The 18553-nt window shown below is 56.8% G+C and carries 22 protein-coding genes; 15 read left to right on the top strand and 7 right to left on the bottom strand.

Annotated features, from left to right (window positions below):
* Positions 1 to 23 precede the first annotated feature (23 nt).
* Positions 24 to 842, top strand: coding sequence for a GNAT family N-acetyltransferase (locus tag ACOOGA_RS09900; RefSeq protein WP_420428578.1), 819 nt, complete (start codon positions 24 to 26; stop codon positions 840 to 842).
* 3 nt (positions 843 to 845) lie between these two features.
* On the opposite strand, the gene ACOOGA_RS09895 is transcribed toward ACOOGA_RS09900, so the two are convergent.
* Positions 846 to 1541: a response regulator transcription factor gene (locus ACOOGA_RS09895; RefSeq protein ID WP_417459386.1), complete on the bottom strand. Its 696-nt coding sequence runs from the start codon at positions 1539 to 1541 to the stop codon at positions 846 to 848.
* A gap of 170 nt (positions 1542 to 1711) precedes the next feature.
* On the opposite strand from ACOOGA_RS09895, the gene ribA reads away from it, so the two are divergent.
* Both ribA and ACOOGA_RS09885 read left to right on the top strand, forming a co-directional pair.
* Positions 1712 to 2800, top strand: coding sequence for a GTP cyclohydrolase II (gene ribA, locus ACOOGA_RS09890; protein ID WP_417459385.1), 1089 nt, complete (start codon positions 1712 to 1714; stop codon positions 2798 to 2800).
* Between the two features lie 2 nt (positions 2801 to 2802).
* Positions 2803 to 3324 (top strand): L,D-transpeptidase family protein, encoded by a 522-nt coding sequence (locus ACOOGA_RS09885; RefSeq protein ID WP_420428576.1) that lies wholly within the window; start codon positions 2803 to 2805, stop codon positions 3322 to 3324.
* Here the strand turns inward: ACOOGA_RS09885 and ACOOGA_RS09880 are convergent.
* Together ACOOGA_RS09880 and ACOOGA_RS09875 are read right to left on the bottom strand one after the other, a co-directional pair.
* The gene (locus ACOOGA_RS09880; protein WP_420428574.1) at positions 3311 to 3859 is read right to left on the bottom strand and encodes a CopG family ribbon-helix-helix protein; all 549 of its coding nucleotides are present in this window, start codon (positions 3857 to 3859) and stop codon (positions 3311 to 3313) included. The two genes, ACOOGA_RS09885 and ACOOGA_RS09880, sit on opposite strands and share 14 nt — an antisense overlap.
* Before the next feature lie 106 nt (positions 3860 to 3965).
* Entirely contained in the window at positions 3966 to 4637 is a 672-nt protein-coding gene (locus ACOOGA_RS09875; protein ID WP_420428572.1) for a YggS family pyridoxal phosphate-dependent enzyme, read from the bottom strand.
* 66 nt (positions 4638 to 4703) lie between these two features.
* Between ACOOGA_RS09875 and ACOOGA_RS09870 the strand changes: the two genes are divergently transcribed.
* Positions 4704 to 5306 (top strand): thiamine phosphate synthase, encoded by a 603-nt coding sequence (locus ACOOGA_RS09870; RefSeq protein ID WP_417459382.1) that lies wholly within the window; start codon positions 4704 to 4706, stop codon positions 5304 to 5306.
* Positions 5307 to 5312: 6 nt separating this feature from the next.
* Here the strand turns inward: ACOOGA_RS09870 and ACOOGA_RS09865 are convergent, their stop codons facing one another.
* Positions 5313 to 6203: a hypothetical protein gene (locus ACOOGA_RS09865; RefSeq protein WP_417459381.1), complete on the bottom strand. Its 891-nt coding sequence runs from the start codon at positions 6201 to 6203 to the stop codon at positions 5313 to 5315.
* Positions 6204 to 6436: 233 nt separating this feature from the next.
* Between ACOOGA_RS09865 and ACOOGA_RS09860 the strand changes: the two genes are divergently transcribed.
* From ACOOGA_RS09860 to ACOOGA_RS09840, 5 genes are all read left to right on the top strand, one after another.
* Complete coding sequence (locus tag ACOOGA_RS09860; protein WP_417459380.1) at positions 6437 to 6877, top strand: DUF3576 domain-containing protein; 441 nt, start codon at positions 6437 to 6439, stop codon at positions 6875 to 6877.
* Between the two features lie 123 nt (positions 6878 to 7000).
* Entirely contained in the window at positions 7001 to 9565 is a 2565-nt protein-coding gene (gene leuS, locus ACOOGA_RS09855; RefSeq protein WP_420430657.1) for a leucine--tRNA ligase, read from the top strand.
* Position 9566: 1 nt separating this feature from the next.
* Positions 9567 to 10061, top strand: a complete 495-nt coding sequence (gene lptE, locus ACOOGA_RS09850) for an LPS assembly lipoprotein LptE (RefSeq protein WP_417459378.1) — start codon at positions 9567 to 9569, stop codon at positions 10059 to 10061.
* The gene (gene holA / locus ACOOGA_RS09845) at positions 10058 to 11077 is read left to right on the top strand and encodes a DNA polymerase III subunit delta (RefSeq protein WP_417459377.1); all 1020 of its coding nucleotides are present in this window, start codon (positions 10058 to 10060) and stop codon (positions 11075 to 11077) included. Before lptE ends, holA begins: the two co-directional genes overlap by 4 nt.
* 6 nt (positions 11078 to 11083) lie before the next feature.
* Positions 11084 to 11653, top strand: a complete 570-nt coding sequence (locus tag ACOOGA_RS09840) for a GDSL-type esterase/lipase family protein (protein WP_420428570.1) — start codon at positions 11084 to 11086, stop codon at positions 11651 to 11653.
* A gap of 7 nt (positions 11654 to 11660) precedes the next feature.
* Here ACOOGA_RS09840 and ACOOGA_RS09835 read toward each other — a convergent pair whose 3' ends face one another.
* The gene (locus ACOOGA_RS09835; protein WP_417459375.1) at positions 11661 to 12641 is read right to left on the bottom strand and encodes a GlxA family transcriptional regulator; all 981 of its coding nucleotides are present in this window, start codon (positions 12639 to 12641) and stop codon (positions 11661 to 11663) included.
* Between the two features lie 144 nt (positions 12642 to 12785).
* Here ACOOGA_RS09835 and ACOOGA_RS09830 point away from each other — a divergent pair, with 144 nt between their 5' ends.
* Together ACOOGA_RS09830 and ACOOGA_RS09825 are read left to right on the top strand one after the other, a co-directional pair.
* Positions 12786 to 13466 carry a DJ-1/PfpI family protein gene (locus ACOOGA_RS09830; RefSeq protein ID WP_420428568.1) on the top strand — a complete coding sequence of 227 codons (681 nt, stop codon included), beginning with the start codon at positions 12786 to 12788 and terminating at the stop codon, positions 13464 to 13466.
* Positions 13467 to 13589: 123 nt separating this feature from the next.
* Positions 13590 to 14375: a substrate-binding periplasmic protein gene (locus ACOOGA_RS09825; protein ID WP_420428566.1), complete on the top strand. Its 786-nt coding sequence runs from the start codon at positions 13590 to 13592 to the stop codon at positions 14373 to 14375.
* A gap of 47 nt (positions 14376 to 14422) precedes the next feature.
* On the opposite strand, the gene secB is transcribed toward ACOOGA_RS09825, so the two are convergent.
* Positions 14423 to 14992, bottom strand: coding sequence for a protein-export chaperone SecB (gene secB, locus ACOOGA_RS09820; RefSeq protein WP_417459372.1), 570 nt, complete (start codon positions 14990 to 14992; stop codon positions 14423 to 14425).
* 123 nt (positions 14993 to 15115) lie between these two features.
* Entirely contained in the window at positions 15116 to 15556 is a 441-nt protein-coding gene (locus ACOOGA_RS09815) for an FxsA family protein (protein ID WP_417459371.1), read from the bottom strand.
* Between the two features lie 152 nt (positions 15557 to 15708).
* On the opposite strand from ACOOGA_RS09815, the gene ACOOGA_RS09810 reads away from it, so the two are divergent.
* The 4 genes from ACOOGA_RS09810 to ACOOGA_RS09795 are packed head-to-tail and all read left to right on the top strand — an operon-like array spanning position 15709 to position 18537.
* Positions 15709 to 16362, top strand: coding sequence for a Tim44/TimA family putative adaptor protein (locus ACOOGA_RS09810; protein WP_417459370.1), 654 nt, complete (start codon positions 15709 to 15711; stop codon positions 16360 to 16362).
* 12 nt (positions 16363 to 16374) lie between these two features.
* Positions 16375 to 17589, top strand: coding sequence for a murein transglycosylase A (locus ACOOGA_RS09805; protein WP_417459369.1), 1215 nt, complete (start codon positions 16375 to 16377; stop codon positions 17587 to 17589).
* On the top strand, positions 17582 to 18175 hold the full coding sequence (locus tag ACOOGA_RS09800; RefSeq protein WP_417459368.1) for a Smr/MutS family protein: 594 nt from the start codon (positions 17582 to 17584) through the stop codon (positions 18173 to 18175). Before ACOOGA_RS09805 ends, ACOOGA_RS09800 begins: the two co-directional genes overlap by 8 nt.
* Complete coding sequence (locus ACOOGA_RS09795) at positions 18172 to 18537, top strand: helix-turn-helix domain-containing protein (protein WP_417459367.1); 366 nt, start codon at positions 18172 to 18174, stop codon at positions 18535 to 18537. Before ACOOGA_RS09800 ends, ACOOGA_RS09795 begins: the two co-directional genes overlap by 4 nt.
* The last annotated feature ends 16 nt before the right edge of the window (positions 18538 to 18553 follow it).

The raw sequence follows: 18553 nt of genomic DNA, 5'->3' as shown, positions 1-18553 counted from the left end.
CTAAAGGGTATCATATAGAGCGAATGACTGCCGCAGATGTGCAGACAGCAACCGGTTGGGCCGCGCGGGAAGGGTGGAACCTGGGCGTGAATGATGCGGATTGTTTTTTCCGCGCAGACCCGAACGGCTTTTTCAAAGGCGTGCTGGACGGCCAGATTATCGCAACCGGCAGCGCGGTTTGTTACGACGATGCTTATGCCTTTTGCGGGCTTTATATTGTGGCGCCCGAACATCGGGGCGGCGGGCACGGGCTTGCGCTCACAAAAGCACGGCTCGAATACTGTGGCGACCGCAACGTGGGCATCGATGGTGTGCTCGAGAATGTGAAAATCTATGAGCGTATCGGCTATGAAGCCTTTTATGAAAACTGCCGATTTGAGGGCGAAGCGCGCGCGCCAGCGCAGGGCTCAGAGCATGTTCGTGCCCTTAAGCCTGACGACTTTGACGCCATCCGGTGCTATGACCGCCAGTGTTTCCCTGCCTACCGGGATGCTTTTCTGAAAGCCTGGTTTGGCCAGACATTTGCGCGCGCTGTCGTTTTTGAAAAAGATGGGCGTGTGATGGGCTATGCGGTGCGCCGAAAGTGCCTTAAGGGCTATAAGGTCGGGCCGCTGTTTTCCGATAATATGGATGTGGCCGAATGCCTTTTTGATGCGCTTCAAAGCGATATCGCAGGTGAGCTTATCATCCTCGACACGCCTGAAAACAATGCAGATGCCGTCCGCCTCGCCAAAAAGCGTGGTATGGAAAAAGTGTTCGCCACCGCGCGCATGTACCAAAAAGGCCTGCCGGATATCGCAGCAGGCCAGATATTTGGCATCACCACATTTGAGCTTGGCTAGGCGCTAAGCCCCAAGTCCTTGCAGGCTATAACCACCCGGCTCTGTGATCAGGATACGCGCCATATTGGGTTGTGGCTCGATCTTCTGCCTCAGGCGGTACACATGGGTTTCGAGCGTGTGTGTGGTCACGCCTGAGTTATAACCCCATACCTCGGTCAGCAATTCTTCCCGGCCCACAGGTTTGCCGCTCGCGCGGTACAGATATTTGAGGATGGCGGTTTCTTTTTCTGTCAGGCGTACTTTCTTGCCGCTGTCTTTCTCTTCCAGTATTTTGCCGGAGGGACGAAACTGGTAGGGGCCGATATCAAACGTGGCGTCTTCGCTTTGCTCATACTGGCGGAAATGCGCACGAATGCGCGCCAGCAGCACGGTAAAGCTGAAGGGTTTGTTGATGTAATCATTGGCGCCTGCATCCAGCCCCAGCACCGTATCAGCGTCAGACACATTCCCGGTAAGCATGAGGATCGGCACGGATATGCCGTTTTTGCGGATGCGTTTGCAAAGCTCGCGCCCGTCCATATCAGGCAGGCCGACGTCCAAAATGATCATGTCCACCTGATTGTCCTTCAGGAAGCTCAGGGTATCCGCGGCGGTGCCTTGCTCCACAGTTGAAAACTCGTCGCATAGTGCCAGTTGTTCGGCCAGCCCTTCACGCAAATCAACATCGTCGTCAACGAGCAGCAGTTTCCTCACAGCCATATGGTCCTCCGGGACAGTAGAAAATTATTTCACAGTATGCTTCAACCACCCCTATATAAGAAGAGGAAAGCTATTCTGTCATCACGCACACTCACATTTGATTGATCAAAATGCGAGCGAGCCAAAAAAGCAGTACTGACTTTAGCAAACTTTCCCCTATATGAGGGTGCATGGCTGAAACCACAGATACACTCTTGATGCTGGAACGCGCGGCGGATGATTTGCGCCGGGGTTACCCCGCTGTTGTAACAGACGGTGCGCTTGCGCTTGCGCTGTTGCCGGCGGAGCTTGCGAACACGCCTTCTCTTGCGCGCTTTGATGCGATCACAGGTGGCAGCTTTGTAATGCTGACCAACAACCGTGCGGCCTCCCTCAAGGTGGCGGGGGAAGACTGGGCCGTCGTGCGGCTCGCGCGGCCGGGCTGGATGAGCGCGGACGATATCGTTGCGCTTGCTGACCCGACGCTTGACCTCGCCACCCCGCTCAAAGGGCCGTTCCGGCGGCTTGAACATAAAGACGGTGCGACTGACCGCGCCGCCATCAAGCTCACCAAATGGGCGCGGCTTTTGCCCGCTGTTGTCGCCGCAGAAGTGGAACCCGGTTTTGCGGCAACGCATGGCCTCCTGGAAGTTAGTGCGGAAGTGGTATTGGACGCGGACCTCACCCAAGCCTCAATGCTGAAGCAGGTGGCGTCAGCACGGGTGCCGCTCGCGGGCGCTGAGAACACCCGGCTTGTCTCCTTCCGGCCGCTTGCGGGCGGGGTGGAACATATCGCTATTGTGATTGGTGAGCCCAATACCCACGACCCGGTTCTGATGCGTATCCACAGTGAGTGTTTCACGGGCGACCTCTTGGGCTCGCTTAAGTGCGACTGCGGTGAGCAGCTTCGTGGCGCCATCAAGCTGATCGCGGAAGCGGGCGGCGGTGTGCTCCTCTATCTCGCGCAAGAGGGGCGCGGCATCGGGCTTATCTCAAAGCTCAAGGCCTACGCGCTGCAGGATCAGGGCTATGATACCGTAGACGCCAACACCCGGCTTGGTTTTGATGTGGACGAGCGCGTTTTTGCGCCCGCAGCGGAAATGCTCAAACAGCTTGGCTTCAAAGCTGTGCGGCTGATGACCAATAACCCCAACAAGGTTGAAGGGTTGGAGCGCTTCGGTATTCGTGTGGCGGAACGTGTGGCCCACGCGTTTGAAGCCAACCCGCATAATGAGAATTATCTCGCCACCAAAAAGGCCCGCACGGGCCACCTGCTTTAGCCATGGCTGTGTGGTCGGTCAGCTTGAGCGAGACGGACGGCCGCAAGGGCCTGCTCACCGGCCCCTTGTTTGAGGCACCCTGTGCGCTAGGGCGCGGCGGCATGGTGGCAGACAGCAGCAAACGCGAAGGTGACGGCGCGACACCCATTGGCAGCTATCCGTTCCGCTATGCGTTTTACCGGCCTGACAAAGTGGAAGAACCACTTTCCTGCCTGCCGGTGAAAATGCTGAAGCCTGATTTTGGCTGGTGCGATGACACGGAGAGCCCGCACTATAACAAGCTGGTGCGCCTGCCTTTCGGGCCATCCCATGAGAAGATGTGGCGAGACGACGATGTGTATGACCTCATTATTGTGATCGGCCATAACGATGACCCGGTGGTGCCGGGGCATGGCAGCGCCATTTTCATGCATATCGCACGGGAAGGGTTTACGCCCACAGAAGGCTGTGTTGCGCTCAAGATCGATGCGTTCAAACGTTTCCTGCGGCTCGTGGGGCCGGATGATGTGCTCAAGATAGGTTAAGAGTTAGGGTGCCTACTTTGCGACACGAATGGTCGCGACAGGTCGATTCATCCATAAAAGTCAGCTTGCCGTAGTTGGGGCTAGACGGGGTAGCTTTTTTAGCATGGTCTTTCCATGTCTTGGGTGTCAATTCATAGATATCAAAGCTATCATCTTTTTGCTGAAAAGCTCCCCAAATGTATGTCACGCGATCTCGAACTGTATTGTATACACCGATTTTCTTGTTCGTTTTTGAGGCTGTTTTTATTGCAATTTGGCTACCGTCTATTTCAAATTCGTTGACGTTTGGTCGTATCTGAACGGCCCCGAAGTGTTTTGCGATCATGGGGGCGGTTTCACGACCCCACTTAGCTGCCGCCGCACCACTTTCTTGGTCTTGGTTTTGTGCTAAGGTCTTTCCTGTTGTCCACTGCAACTGGCTGCGTACAAGTTCTTCTATTGCGAGACTGCGGGTCATTTCCTGCTCTGCTGCGTAGTCGTCCACCTCTGCCAAGAGGATTTTTTCCATTCGAATTCCGAAAGATTTGCGCTCCATTTTACTTCTCCTTTAATAATGTGTGCACACACTAATTATACGAAAGAGACGAGCGTGTAAACAGTGTGTGCACACATTATTGGATTTTTATGAAACAGCAAAATGGTTAAGCATAATCTCGCGCGCCGAAGATAGCGGTGCCGACACGGATGTCAGTCGCGCCCATGGCGGCGGCCAGTGCATAATCCCCGCTCATACCCATGGATAGCCGCTCAAGCCCAAGCTCTTTTGCGAACTTCTTCAACAGTGCAAAGTGAAGCGAGGGATCATCCCCCACCGGTGGGATACACATCAGGCCCACGACACTCAGGCCAAGGTTTTTGCATTCGTTATAGAGGGCGGGCAGGTCTTCCTTGAGCACGCCGCCTTTCTGGTCTTCGCGGCCCGTGTTGACCTGCAGGTAAATGGGCAGGCTTTTGCTCTGTTTTTCCATCTCACGCGCTAGCGCACGGGCAAGCTTGATACGGTCAACTGACTGGATGACATCAAAAAGCGCCACGGCGTCTGCCGCTTTATTGGTCTGCAGGCTGCCGATCAGATGTAATATGACGCCGTCATACTCGGGCTTCAAGGTGCCCCAGCGTTCCTCGGCCTCCTGCACCCGGTTTTCACCAAACACCCGGTGGCCCGCCTCAAGCGCTGCGCGCACCTTCTCAAGCGGCTGCACTTTCGAGACAGCAATCAGCTCCGGCTGGTTTTCCGGCACATCCGCATGAGCGCACATGCGGGTAATTTCATGGCGGACAGCATCAATATTCGCGGCGATATCGGGAAGCATGATCAGACCTCTGGCAAAGCTGTTTGTCATATTGGGCTTATGCACCCTATGTGCTAGGAAGCGGTTATGGTCAAGCGCGCAGACAAAAAAAACCGGGCTACCAGTTTATCACACCCCCTCTCCCGGGCGGGTGGCGGCGTGCGCCTCATTTTTATAACAGATGCCGCGCGCGTGCCGGATATGCTTAAAATTGTGCGTGCCTTGCCTGCGGGCAGTATCGTGATCTGCCGTGATTATGAGCATAAAGACCGTGCCGGTCTTGCCACCTCGCTCAGGCAGCTAACACGAGAGGGGCGACAGCTTCTTCTGGTTGCGGGGGATGTTAGGCTCGCGCGCACAGTGGGGGCGGATGGTGTGCACCTGCCCCAGCATCAGCTTTACACCCGGCCAAACCTTTCGGGTTTTTCTTTTGTTACTGCTGCCTGCCATGACCGTAAGGCGATGGTGCAGGCCGCCCGGCTGGGGGTGGACTTAGGCCTTGTATCCCCGGTTTTTGAAACCCGCAGCCACGAGGGCGCAGGCGCACTGGGCATTCACCGGTTTGCGCGGCTTATAAGCCACGCACCGCTCGCTGTTGCGGCCCTTGGCGGTGTGAACAGCGTAAGCGCAAAAAAACTAAGGCCGCTAGATTTAGCGGCCCTTGCGGCGATTGATGGGTTGTCAGCTTGAAAAAGCCTAGAACTTGAGACGTCCACCCAGGAAAACCATCTGGGATTTTTCACCCGCATCCGGGTCAAGCATCATGCGGCTGCCGTAATCATAATAGCGCACACCGCCCTTGAGGCCGACACTGTCTGTCAGCCGGTAGCTGGCACCAAGCTCAACTGAGATAATGTTGCGGGCTTCATTCTCGATACCGTAAAGGTCCGCGCCTTCTTTATATTCGCTCAGCGAAAGCCGCGCGGTCCAACTGGTGGCCTGATAGGAGAAACCAACGCCGTAGCCGGAAATCTCGCGCTCAAACAGGCTTTCCTGCCGCATCACTGATGCGTCAACATTAAAGCCGGAATACCCGACAGAGAAACCGAGGTTATAGTGCCGCTCAGCCTGATCGGTGGAGCCAAAACCGTTTGCAGCAGAAAGCCCCTGCAAGGAAAGGCGATAATTGCTTTCAAGTGCGAACTCAAGCCCACGGTCGCTCGGTGCGCCGTTCGGGTCGCCACCAAAGGTGATTCCCACGCGGGAGTTTGCACCAAAGAGGTCTTGCCCATAGGAGCCACGCACAGTGCCATCTGGCGCAAGGAGCGACGAGAAATCAGGCCGGTCGTTCAAATTACCGGGCGCGCCAAGGGTGCCAGATACGCTGGCGCTTCTGTCGCGCAGGTAAAAGAAACCGCTATCGTCCTTGCCTGAGTTGTCCCGAAGGCTCAGCTCAAGGTCTTTGATATTCTCGGCTTTATCGGTTTTGTGATTGCTACGAAGCTTGGCGATCTGTTCTGCCACAAAAAGGTCAAGGCTTTGCATAAAGCCGGTCGCTTCAAAACGAGCTTTATCCTCAGCTGCGGAGGCAACCGAGATGCCGCAAACCATCAGGGCGGCGATGCTATATTTTAACGCGTACTTCATGACCTGGGGAGACTCGCTCTCATAACTTGTGCCTATGGTATTGAATCTACCCCCCACTATGCAAGATGGCAGGGCAAAAATAGGGCGCTCTGTGGCCTCCTTGCCACTATTTGATCAACTTTCTGGCTGGTCAGCAGCCTATAGGGTCGTTATAACCCGCAAGTAAGCCATGATTGTTACACATTTGGTGGGTAACAACATGCGTCAATAAAAACGAATCTACGGGGTGTAGCATGCAGAATTTTGCCCGGACCATGATGGCGCTGACAGTAGCCTTAACGCTTGGTGCCTGTTCCGGATTGTTTGGTGGTGGTGATGACGACGGCAAAGGCCTCGCTCCCCGCACAACAGCGATTGGTGTAAATGGATACCTGTGGCAGGCGACGCTTGATACGCTTTCCTTCATGCCGTTTGACCAGGTTGCGCCGTCAGGCGGCGTGATCGTTACCGACTGGCACTCAACGGCCACAGCGCCGAACGAGCGTGTGAAGGTAACGATCCAGTTCCTGTCTGAAGACCTGCGCTCCGACGCAGTTCGGGTGTCAGTTGTACGCCAGGAACGCGAGGAAGGTGGCGCGTGGCTCAGCGTGCCGGTTCAGGCTGCGACAACGCTGCAGGTTGAAGAAGCTATTCTGGCTCGTGCGCGGCAACTTCGCGTCGAAGCGCGCCGTTAGGTTTTTTTGCCCCGCAATCTTGTGGGGCAAAGCCTGTGAGAATTCCGTATGCGCCGGGCATCTGCCCGGCTGTTTCAGTTTAAAATTCGCCGCACACACACGGCCAGTAGACCGAGATTGAACATGTCGCGCTATAACGCTAAGGCAACCGAAGCCAAATGGCAGAAGATTTGGACCGACGCCAAAACTTTCCAGACCGATAGCAAATCAGACAAGCCAAAATACTATGTGCTGGAGATGTTCCCTTACCCAAGCGGGCGCATCCACATGGGTCATGTGCGCAACTATACGCTTGGTGACGTGGTCGCACGCTTCCGCCGCGCCAACGGTTATGAGGTGTTGCACCCCATGGGGTGGGACGCGTTTGGCATGCCGGCGGAAAACGCGGCGATGGAGCGCAAGGTACACCCGGCTGACTGGACCTATGACAATATCGCCAACATGCGTGACCAGCTCAAGCAGGTTGGTTTTGCCATTGATTGGGAGCGGGAGGTCGCCACATGCGACCCGGCCTATTATGGCAAAGAACAGCAGATTTTTATCGATTTCTTCAATGCGGGCCTCGTGTACCGCAAAGAGAGCTGGGTAAACTGGGACCCGGTTGACAACACCGTGCTCGCAAACGAGCAGGTGATTGACGGCAAAGGCTGGCGCTCGGGTGCCACGGTTGAGCGCCGCAAGCTCAGCCAGTGGTTCCTCAAGATCACCGATTTTGCCGACGAACTGCTGGACGGCCTCAAAACCCTTGAGCGCTGGCCTGACAAAGTGCGGCTGATGCAGGAAAACTGGATCGGCCGGTCGGAAGGCCTCAAGTTTGATTTCGAGATCACACAAACAGGCGAAAAGCTGCCGGTTTATACCACGCGGCCCGATACGCTGTTTGGCGCCAGTTTCTGCGCCATCGCAGCCGACCACCCGCTCGCCGCCAAACTGGCAGAACAAAGCGCAGATCTGAAAAACTTCTGTGAAGAATGCCGCAAGACCGGCACCACGGAAGAAGCGATCGAGAAGGCTGAGAAACGAGGCTTCAACACCGGCCTCACCGTCAGGCATCCATTTGATGATAGTTGGGAGTTGCCTGTTTATGTGGCGAACTTCGTGTTGATGGATTACGGCACGGGCGCGATTTTCGCCTGCCCCGCCGGTGACCAGCGCGACTTTGATTTTGCCCGTAAATACGACCTGCCGATCATTCCGGTGGTGTTGCCTGAAGGTGAAGACGCCGCAACATATAGCCTTGGTGATGAGCCCTATACGGGCCCCGGCACCATGATAAACAGCCGCTTCCTTGACGGCATGGACACCATGGCTGCAAAAGCCGCGCTGATCGACCGCGCAGAAAGCGAAGGCTGGGGCGAGCGCACGGTAAACTTCCGCCTGCGGGATTGGGGCGTGTCGCGCCAGCGTTATTGGGGTACACCGATCCCGTTTGTGCACTGTGATGACTGCGGCGTGGTGCCTGTGCCGAGCGAACAACTGCCTGTAACCCTGCCGGAAGATGTTTCTTTCGACAAACCGGGCAACCCGCTTGAGCATCACCCTACCTGGAAACACACCAAATGCCCGGCTTGCGGCAAGAAAGCTGTGCGCGAAACCGATACGATGGACACTTTTGTCGATTCGTCATGGTACTTCATGCGCTTCTGCACGCCGGACGCCGACGCACCGTTTGATACGGACGTGGTGAACGAATGGCTGCCTGTGAAACAATATATCGGTGGTGTTGAGCATGCGATCCTGCACCTTTTGTACGCGCGGTTCTTCACCCGTGCTCTCAGGCACGTGGGCCGCACCAATGTGACGGAGCCGTTTGAGGGGCTGTTCACGCAGGGCATGGTCAACCATGTGACCTATAAGGACAGCGATGACGAGTGGGTGTTCCCCGAACTTGTTCGTCCGCGCGATGATGGCACGCTCTACCGCTCAGATAATGGCCTTGAGGTGACCGAAGGCCGCATTGAGAAAATGTCCAAATCCAAGCGCAACGTGGTGGACCCGGACGATATCATCGACCAGTACGGCGCAGATACAGCGCGTTGGTTTGTGCTTTCCGACAGCCCGCCAGAGCGGGACCTGTTGTGGACCGAAGCGGGTATTGAGGGCGCGTGGCGTTTTGCGCAGCGGGTGTTCCGCCTTGTGGATACACCGCCCGCGCCTGTTGGTGCCTATGGCGCTGCGGTGCCGGAAAAGCTTTCTCCCACGGCGCTTGCGCTCAGGAAAGCCACCCACAAGTCTATTGAAGGTGTTACCGCAGATATCGAGAACCTGCATTTCAATAAGGCCGTGGCGCGCCTTTATGAATTTGCGAACGCTATTGGCGGCAAATGCACTGGTGACGGTGCCGGTGAAGCGCTTCGTGAAGCGCTGGAAACACTTGTTTTGCTTGTGGCACCCATGATGCCGCACCTGGCGGAAGAGCTTTGGAAAAAGCTCGGCCATAAGGAGCTGGTTGCCAATACGCCGTGGCCAAAAGCCGATAAAACCTTCACCGTTGATGACACGGTTAAAATGGCGGTTCAGGTCAACGGCAAGGTGCGTGACACCATTGAAGTGGCCAAGGACATGCCAAAGGACGGGGTTGAGAAAATTGCTCTCGCATCCGAGGCCATCAAACGCTTCACGGATGAGGGTACAATCCGTAAGGTGATCGTTGTACCGGGCCGGATCGTCAACATAGTGGTGAACTGATATGAAACACGCCTTTGTCATCGCCAGCCTTCTTTTCCTCAGCGCGTGCGGGTTTCGTCCGCTTTATGAGGCAGGCGGGTCGGCCGATGCGATGCGTGATCATCTCTCCGGCATTGAAGTTGCACCGATCGCAGACCGGATTGGCCAACAGATGCGCAACCGGCTTCTGGACCGGCTTGGCACCGGTGGCACGCCCGATTACCGGCTTGAGATAACGCTTGAGCAGGCCAGCGAAGGCTACGGTATCCGCCCCGATGCGGCCGCAACGCAGGAACAGCTTACCGTCATCGCGCACGTGAAGCTTGTGAACCTGAATGGCGAAGAGCTGGTGTTCGAAGAGGATATGCGTTCAACCACTTCTTACGACCTCGTGCTATCCGATTATGCGATCCTGAGCCGCCGCGAAGATAGTGCCCGCCGCCTTGTGCTTGAACTGGCGGAGCGCATCCATCGCCGTCTTGCGCTCTATTTCACTCAAGTCAAAGAAACACCGTGAAAGCCAAACCCCGCGATATCCCGGCTATACTTAAAGCTGTCGACCCCAACATGCGGGCGGTGCTGGTGTTTGGTCGCGATGATGGGTTGGTGCGGGAGCGCGCGGAGAAAATTGGCAAGCAGATCGCGCCTGACCTTTCCGACCCCTTTCAAGTAGCACGCCCAGGCGCCAGCGAGATCAAGGAAAGCCCTTCGGTCCTGCAGGATGAAATGGCGGCGCTTTCCATGATGGGCGGCAGGCGGCTAGTGCGGCTTGAGGGTGCAGGCAACGAAGCAACCGAAGCCGTGAAGCTGGTACTTGAAAGCACACAGGGTGACGGCCTGTTGGTGATCACCGCCGGTGACCTGAAGCCAACCTCAAGCCTGAGGAAATTGCTGGAGGGTGCCAAAAACGCCATTGCTATTGCCTGTTATGAAGATAGCGCGCAGGACCTTATGGGTCTTGTGCAGCAGGTGCTGTCCGCCGCCGGGTTGACCGCAAATCAGGACGCGGTTGCTTATCTGGTGGATAACCTTGGCGGCGACCGCATGATCTCGCGCAGCGAGCTTGATAAGCTTGTGCTCTATAAGGGGGCGGAAGGCGGGCAAGTCACCATTGAGGATGCCAAAGCTTGCGTGGGGGATACGGCAGCGCTTGGCCTCAACCAGATCGCGGAAGCTGTCACGGCCGGTAATTTGAAGCAGCTTGAGCGTTTTCTTGAGCGCGCCTGGACCGCAGGTGAAAGCGCTATCGCTATCATTCGCACACTGCAGAACCGCCTGATGCGTATTCATCTCGCGCGCGGTTTTATGGACCAGGGCATGAACGCGAGCGAAGCGGTGGGCAAGTTGCGGCCGCCTGTGTTTTTCGGTGAACGTGACAAATTCATGGGCGAGGTGAGCCGCTGGTCGGCCCGTAAGGTTGAAACCGCGCTTGATATCCTTCTAGAGGCCGAGCTTGCGTGCAAAACCACAGGAAACCCGGCGGATGTGATCTGCGCCCGCGCGCTTCTCAGGCTCGCGAAAGCTGCGAGGTAGGGCCGCATGCGTATTGGCTTTTTTGGCGATAGTTTTGTGGCGGGCATCGGTGACCCTTCCGGCAAGGGCTGGGTTGGCCGCCTGGCCGACGAGTGCGGGTTCACGGCTATCAATTACGGCATTGGTGGTGATACCAGCACCGATGTGCTGAGCCGTTGGCGCGGGCAAGCAGACGCAGACAAGCCCGACAGGCTGGTGTTTTCTTTTGGCGCAAACGACTGTTTGTTGACCGAGCGCAAGCGTATCACTGTGGGGCAGGTTGACCGGCTCAAAAACGCCAAGGCGATCATGATGGCCGCACGTGTGCATTGGCCGGTTCTTTTCATCAGCCCGTTGCCCATCGCTGGCGATAGCGCCGCCACCAACCGGATAGGGGAAATGGCGCGCCAGCTCGCCACGGTTGCCCAGATCAACGGTGCGGCCTATGTGAATATTTTTGATGCGGTGAAAGATAATCCGGTGTGGTGTGAGGAAGCCCTCGCGGCAGACGGTGCCCACCCAGCAGCCGGTGGGTATGCTCATGTGGCTGATCTGGTCAAAAACCACCCTGTCTGGCAAAACTGGCTCAAGGTGTAAGGCCTCGTTACCTTGTGTGGTGGTGATGCAGGTTCCGGTAAGCCGTAGGCGACAACCCAAAGCGCCTTTCAAACACCTGTATGAGGCGCGACGGTGTGCCAAACCCGGCCTCGGCAGCTACGGCTTTCAGGGGCTCTGATGTTTCCTCCAGAAGCATACGCGCGGCATCAAGGCGAAGCCGTTCCAGATATCGTGCCGGTGTGCTGTTGGTCTCAGACACAAAACGCCGGTGGAAGCTGCGCTCGCTCATGCCCACATGGTCAGCCGCCTGCGCCACGGTGACAGCGCCTTTCATATTATCCACCATCCAGGTGATGGCTTTGGCAACCGGTGCGCTGCCCCGGCTCTGGCCCTTCAGAAGCGTGCTGAACTGGCTTTGGTACCCCGGCCTGCGCGCATAAACCACCAGTCGCCGGGCAATATTCATGGCCAGGTCCCGGCCATGGTCGCGTTCCACCATCGCGAGGCTCATATCAATACCTGCCGTGACCCCGGCGGAGGTCCAGTAAGGGCCGTCCTCAACATAAATGGCATCGGCGTCTACCGTCACTGCGGGGTAGAGTCGGGCCAGCGCGTTGGCATAATTCCAGTGCGTGGCTGCGCGCCTGCCGTCCAGAAGCCCGGCGGCGGCGAGGATGAAGGTGCCACTGCATACGCTTGTGATACGCCGCGCATCCTTTGCTGCACGTCGCACCCAATCCAGCAGGGTTTCATCGGTCACCGCCGCGCGGGTGCCGTGGCCACCTGCAATCATCAGCGTATCAGCGACAGCGTCAGGCGGTAGCACAGACAGTGGCGTGGTCTCAATCGTGATGCCCGCGCTTGTTGCTGTGCGGGCGCCCGCGGAACTGGTGAGCGTGATTTTATAAACCTCGCGCTCCAACGCTTCGTTGGCGGAGGCAAACACCTGCATGGGGCCGGTAATGTCCAGCACCTGCGCACCATCAAAGGTAACCAGAACCAGCTTGTGGGGGGCATTTGATGTCATCGGTGCTCTCAATACTGGCAGAAATTAATAATAATATGTCATATCCGCCAAAGTGAGGCAAGCCTATGCTGCGAGTGAGAAGGGCCACAAGGCCCAACCGCGTGCGCCACAACCGAGCGCGGCAACGAGGAAAAGGATACTTCCATGACTATAAAATTCGGCTTCTACCTATTCCCGCAACTGACCCAGCTTGATTTTGCCGGGCCGTTTGAGGTTTTCTCCCACGTACCGGGGGGCGAAGTTCACTTGGCAGCCAAAACGCTGGAGCCGGTGGCGGCAGATACCGGCCTCAAGCTCACACCAACCACCACGCTTGATGACTGCCCGCAGCTTGACGTACTGTGTGTGCCGGGTGGCCCCTATGTAGACTGTCTGTTTGACGATGAAGCAACGCTCGCGTTTCTGCGCCGTCAGGCGGCGGGTGCGCGGTTCGTGACCTCCGTGTGCACCGGCTCGCTGATCCTGGGTGCTGCGGGCTTGTTGAAAGGCTACAAAGCCACAAGCCATTGGACGTCTGTGGACATGCTGGCCGATTTTGGCGCCATTCCCTGCGCCGACCGGGTGGTGATCGACCGGGACCGCGCCACGGGCGGCGGCGTGACAGCAGGCATTGATTTTGCGCTCACACTAACGGCGGAACTGGTTGGTGAAACTGTCGCTAAAATGATCCAGCTTGCGACCGAATATAACCCGGCCCCGCCCTTTGAAAGTGGTCACCCCAGCGTGGCGGACGATGTGATTGTGAACGCTGTTAACAAATTGTTGGCCGAGCGGCTGGAAAGGCGGGAGGCGAACGCTGCAAAGTACCGTAAAATCGCATCATAACAGGGGGCGGTGCCGGGTGCTTGGTCGCCCGGCATGCACTCGGTGGTTGAATATTATATAGGCTTGGGTTAAAGGAGGGCCGAGGGGCGAGAGTTATATGTAGTTTTGTACTGGAGTTCCGTGTTGAGTGTTGTCCGTAGCGTTGTTTTTCCGCTTCTTCTTGCGTTCAGTTTTGGTGCCCAAGCACTTGAAAAGAATACTGAAAATACAACCTACCCTACCCTTCGGGTATTCACGAACACACATCCTCCCTATAGTTATGTGGATCATAACGGCGAGCCTGTCGGCATCGCGACAGACCATGTGCGGGCGTTTCTCGACCGCGCTGGTGTACCTTATGAGATTACCGTCGTGGGCTGGAAGCGTGCTTTGCAGTCTGCGAGCCTTGAGAAGAACACGCTCATATATTCATTGAACCGTATCCCTGAGCGCGAGGATCAGTTTCACTGGATCATGCCGCTGAACCAGAAGAAACTCACGATCTATATCCGAAATGGCGAGGGTGCGCCGCAGGATATCCCGAGCCTCGTGCACGGCGATTACCGTGCGGTGTGCAACATGGGCTCGAGCCAATGCGAGTTTTTTGAGAAACTGAAGTTGCCGCAGCGTTCGGTGATGGCTGTGCCGGCGCTACCCGTTGGTGGGCAGACCAACTTGTTGCTTGGTGGCCGCGCAGACCTGATGCTGGCCGACAAGACCGTGGTTGCGTGGTACGTCAGCCAGGGCAGCGTTGGTTCAGGGGCGCTCAGGTCGCTAGGTGAGATTGACGTTGACGTGCTTGATTATCTGGCGGCGGGCAAGAACATCGACGCAAAACTTCTTGATGCGCTTATGAGTGCACTTAGGGGCGGTAGTTACACATCCCCGGAAACATCCCCAGAGAAATCCCAGGAAACGAAAACCGACTGACGGGTTACCCCGGCAGCCGGCCTGCATTTCGGAAATTTACTGCCTGATCAGTTAAGACTGATCGGGGCAGGGTCTTCGCCACTTGCCGCGTCAGCTTGCGCTTCCCCGGTTTGCTGCGCTTCCTGAGCCTGTTGAGCCCGGAAAAGCGCTTCGAAGTTGATCGGTTCCAGAAGAAGCGGCGGGAAGCCACCATCACGGCTTGCGTCCGCAATAATGCGGCGGGCAAACGGGAACATCATCATTGGCGCTTGTACCAGAAGGAATGCCCTGAGGGCTTCTTCCGGAACATTGCGGATACCATAGAGGGAGCCATAAGCCAGCTCAGCAACAAAAGCGACCTGCTCACCACCGTCCTGGGTTGGTGCAGTTGCTTTGGCAGAGATCTTGAGCTCAACCTCGTAAACTTCATCATTCATCTTGCGAACGCCAACATTGACATTCACGTCAATGGCAGGCTTCGCGCCCTGAAGCGCCTGAAGGCTTGCTGGCGCATTCGGGTTCTCGAAGGAAAGGTCTTTTACATATTGTGCAATGACGCCTGCTTGTGGGCCTTCGGCACCTTCTGGTGCTGGGCCGCCTACCGGCGTTTGGTCGTTACCAAATTCATTTTCAGCCATTTTTTCACTCTTTTAATTGTCTGCCACCCCCCCAAACCACCTGGGTTGGCGAATCTGGGGCAAACGGCTAGCACGGTTTCCATGATTGAACAATAAACAAATGCGCCGGAGATGGCGGATTTCCTAATTTTCAGGCTTGTTGGTGTCCCTTTTTTCGTCCTCAAGAGGTTTCACATACTCATGAGGATGATCCTGAGGGTTGCCTGCCTGCCAGAACTCACCTTCAATGATGATATTGCTGCGCTTCAGGCTGTCTGACCGGTGTTTGCTGAGCCAGCCCACAATGCCGCGCCCGAGAAAAATTCTTAGGGGCGGGATCAGCAGCAAGGCACCAACGATGTCAGTGACAAAACCGGGGATTAGCAGAAAAAGCCCAGCAATGGCCAGAAAAATACCGTGCACAAGGCTGGTGCCAACCCGCGCACCTTCCATGTTGCGGAGGGTTGAAATACCCTGTTGGCGCACGAGCGAAAGCCCGATTGCAGCCGTTAAAAAACATAAAACGATCGTAGGTAGCGCGCCGATCTCACCGCCAATGTCGATAAGGATCGACAATTCCACCACCGGAATCGCCAAAAATAACAATAATATGAGTAAGGGCATTCCTTGTTCTTTCTTTCAAATACTCCTATCTATAAGGGCATGTTGGTCCGCAGGTTCAATAGCTGCGTACCAAGACTTGTAATTTTTAAAGATGATCGGGCATAGACCTTACCATGTTGGATATCATTCTACTTGCGATGCTTGCGGCGTTCATACTCTTGAGGCTGCGTTCTGAACTGGGCAAAAAAACCGGTAACGAACCCTTGCCTCCAGCCGCTCCGCGTCCCGGCCGTGACGGTGCCAAGCCTGTGGTCGAGGCAGACTTTGAAGATGTCTCCGCGCGGGACGATACCGTGATCGACATGGAAGAAAATTCTGCGCTCAGGAAAGGCTATCAGGATATCCGCCGGGCGGATTCGTCCTTTGATGTGCCAACCTTTGTGGGCGGCGCGCGCTCAGCCTACGAGATGATCCTCGAGGCTTTCTGGTCAGGCGACAAGGAAACGTTGCGCACTTTCCTTGATGACAGTGTCTATAACCAGTTCACCGCCGCGATTGAAGCACGCGAACAGAATGGTTACCAGTTGGATAACCGCCTTGTGGATATCGCGGAAGCGGATATTGTCGAGGCTAAACTTGAAGGCAAAACCGCCGAGCTTATCGTGCGTTTCAAGGCTGAGATTATTGCTGTGACCAAAGACGGCGAGGGCAACCTCGTTGAAGGCAACCTTTCTGAGGCCGTTGAAGTGAACGACCGCTGGACGTTCGCGCGCGACACCCGTTCGCGTGACCCGAACTGGCTTCTTGTCGCAACCCGCGCGGGCTAGGGCCGCAACCTCATGCCGGGGCGGCTTCTCAAATATCTGGGGCTGATCGTCCTTCTGGCGCTGCCGGTGGTAGTGGCGCTTTTGCTTATGAGCCGCAAGCCTGATGGCCTGCATTTTCGTGCCGTGCCCTATGCGGCGCTGCCCGGCTGGCATGAGGACAATGTAGCGGGCGCGTTGCCTGCCCTCCGGAAAAGCTGCGAAAGCATCAAAAAGCAGCCCTCAGCCCGGGGCCTGCCGGGTTCCACTGTGGGTGGCACCATGGGGGACTGGACAGCGGTTTGTGAAACCATCCTTGGCCTCAGCGCTACAGATGACATTCGCGGGTTTTTTGAAGCCGAGTTTCAGCCCATTGAGGTCACGCTTGGTGGTGAAGCCATGGGCATGTTCACCGGCTATTATGAAACGCTCTTGAAGGGTAGCGAGAGCCAGAGCACAACGTATCATGTGCCGCTCCACGTGAAACCGCCTGAGCTGGTGAGCGTGGACTTGGGCGCTTTCCGGTCCGACCTCAAGGGCCGCCGTATCGCGGGCAAGGTCAAGGGTGACAGGCTTGTGCCCTATGCGGACCGGGAGGCGATCACATCGGGCGCACTTGCTGGTCGTGACCTTGAACTATTGTGGGTTGATGACCCGGTGGATGCCTTTTTCCTTCATATTCAGGGCTCGGGCCGTGTGTTGATGGATGACGGACGGCTGGTGCGGGTTGGGTACGCGGGCCAGAACGGCCATACTTACACGGCAATTGGCAGGCAGTTGATCGCGGAAGGCGAGGTGCCGCGCGAAAAAATGTCCATGCAGGCGATCCGCACGTGGCTCGCGGAAAACCCGGACAAGGCCGACGCGCTTCTGGATACCAATGCGTCTTACATATTTTTCCGCCTGCTTGAAGATGGTGACGGGCCATTTGGTTCCGCCAATGTGGCGCTCACGGCTGGCCGGTCGCTGGCGGTTGACCGTAACCATCTGGCGCTTCATGTGCCGGTCTGGCTTTCTGCCAGCTACCCGGACCCGGCGAACCGCGAAGGCGAACCGCTACCACTGAACCGCTTGATGGTGGCGCAAGATACCGGCGGCGCTATCCGCGGTGAAATTCGTGGTGATGTTTTCTGGGGTTTTGGTGATGAGGCGGAGGAAATCGCAGGCCGTATGGCAAACCGGGGCCGCTACTGGCTGCTGCTGCCCAAGCCGCTTGCAGCCCCTGTGCTTGAAGGTCAGAAGGGTGGCTAGGAAAAAAGACCCGCTGAGCGCCCGCGATAATGAGATATGGCGCAAGGTCACCGAGACGGTAACCCCCCTTGGTGGCCGGCCGGACGCCCCGGCCCCACCGGCGCGAAGCCGCCCCATTATCCGAACCGAGACTCAAAGCCTGCCCTATGAGTGGCATACGCGTACTTCACCAAATCCTGATGCCCGTATCGACAGGCGCATGCTGCGCCAGATCGCAACCGGCAGGCAGGAGGTTGACCGTTCCGTTGACCTGCACGGCATGACCCAGGACAGGGCTTTTGCCACCTTGCGTCGCACCATTGAAGGGTCGATCCGGCGCGGTGATAAAACGCTCCTGGTGGTCACCGGCAAGGGCGGCAAGCGTTTTGCGCAAACCGATGCAACACCAGCCGCTTACCGCACCCGCAATGACTTTGACCAGCACGGCGGTGTGCTTCGGCGCATGGTGCCACTCTGGCTTGAAGGGCCGGAGCTGAAGCCGTTTATCCAGTCATACGGCGTTGCGGCGAAGGAACACGGCGGTGATGGTGCGCTTTACGTTATTTTGCGCAGGCGCCTGCCCGGCAGCCGAAGGGCACAGCCATGACCCCGTTTGGTGAAAAGCTGCGTGCGCTCAGGGAAGCACGCGGTATCAACCAGGCTGAGCTGGCGGCCGCGCTTGATGTCAGCCCCGCCTACCTGTCTGCGCTTGAGCACGGCAAACGCGGTGCGCCTTCATGGGCGTTCCTGCAGAAAATTATCCAGTATTTTGGCCTGATCTGGGACGATGCGGAACAGCTGCAGGATCTGGCGCATCTCTCAAAACCCAAAGTGACAATCGATACCGCAGGCATGGATGCCCGCGCGACCCGTGCAGCCAACCTGCTCGCTCGCCGCATCGGCAGGTTGAACGACCGCGAGCTTGACCAGTTGCTCGCCTTCCTGTCCGAGCAGCCGCGCGGTAAATAGACAAACCTGTATTTGC

It is taken from the genome of Kordiimonas sp. (genome assembly GCF_965216265.1).
In the GTDB taxonomy this organism is placed as follows: Bacteria; Pseudomonadota; Alphaproteobacteria; order Sphingomonadales; family Kordiimonadaceae; genus Kordiimonas.
The sequence above is the reverse complement of the archived record's forward strand: the minus strand, read 5'-3'. Positions and strand labels throughout refer to the sequence as shown.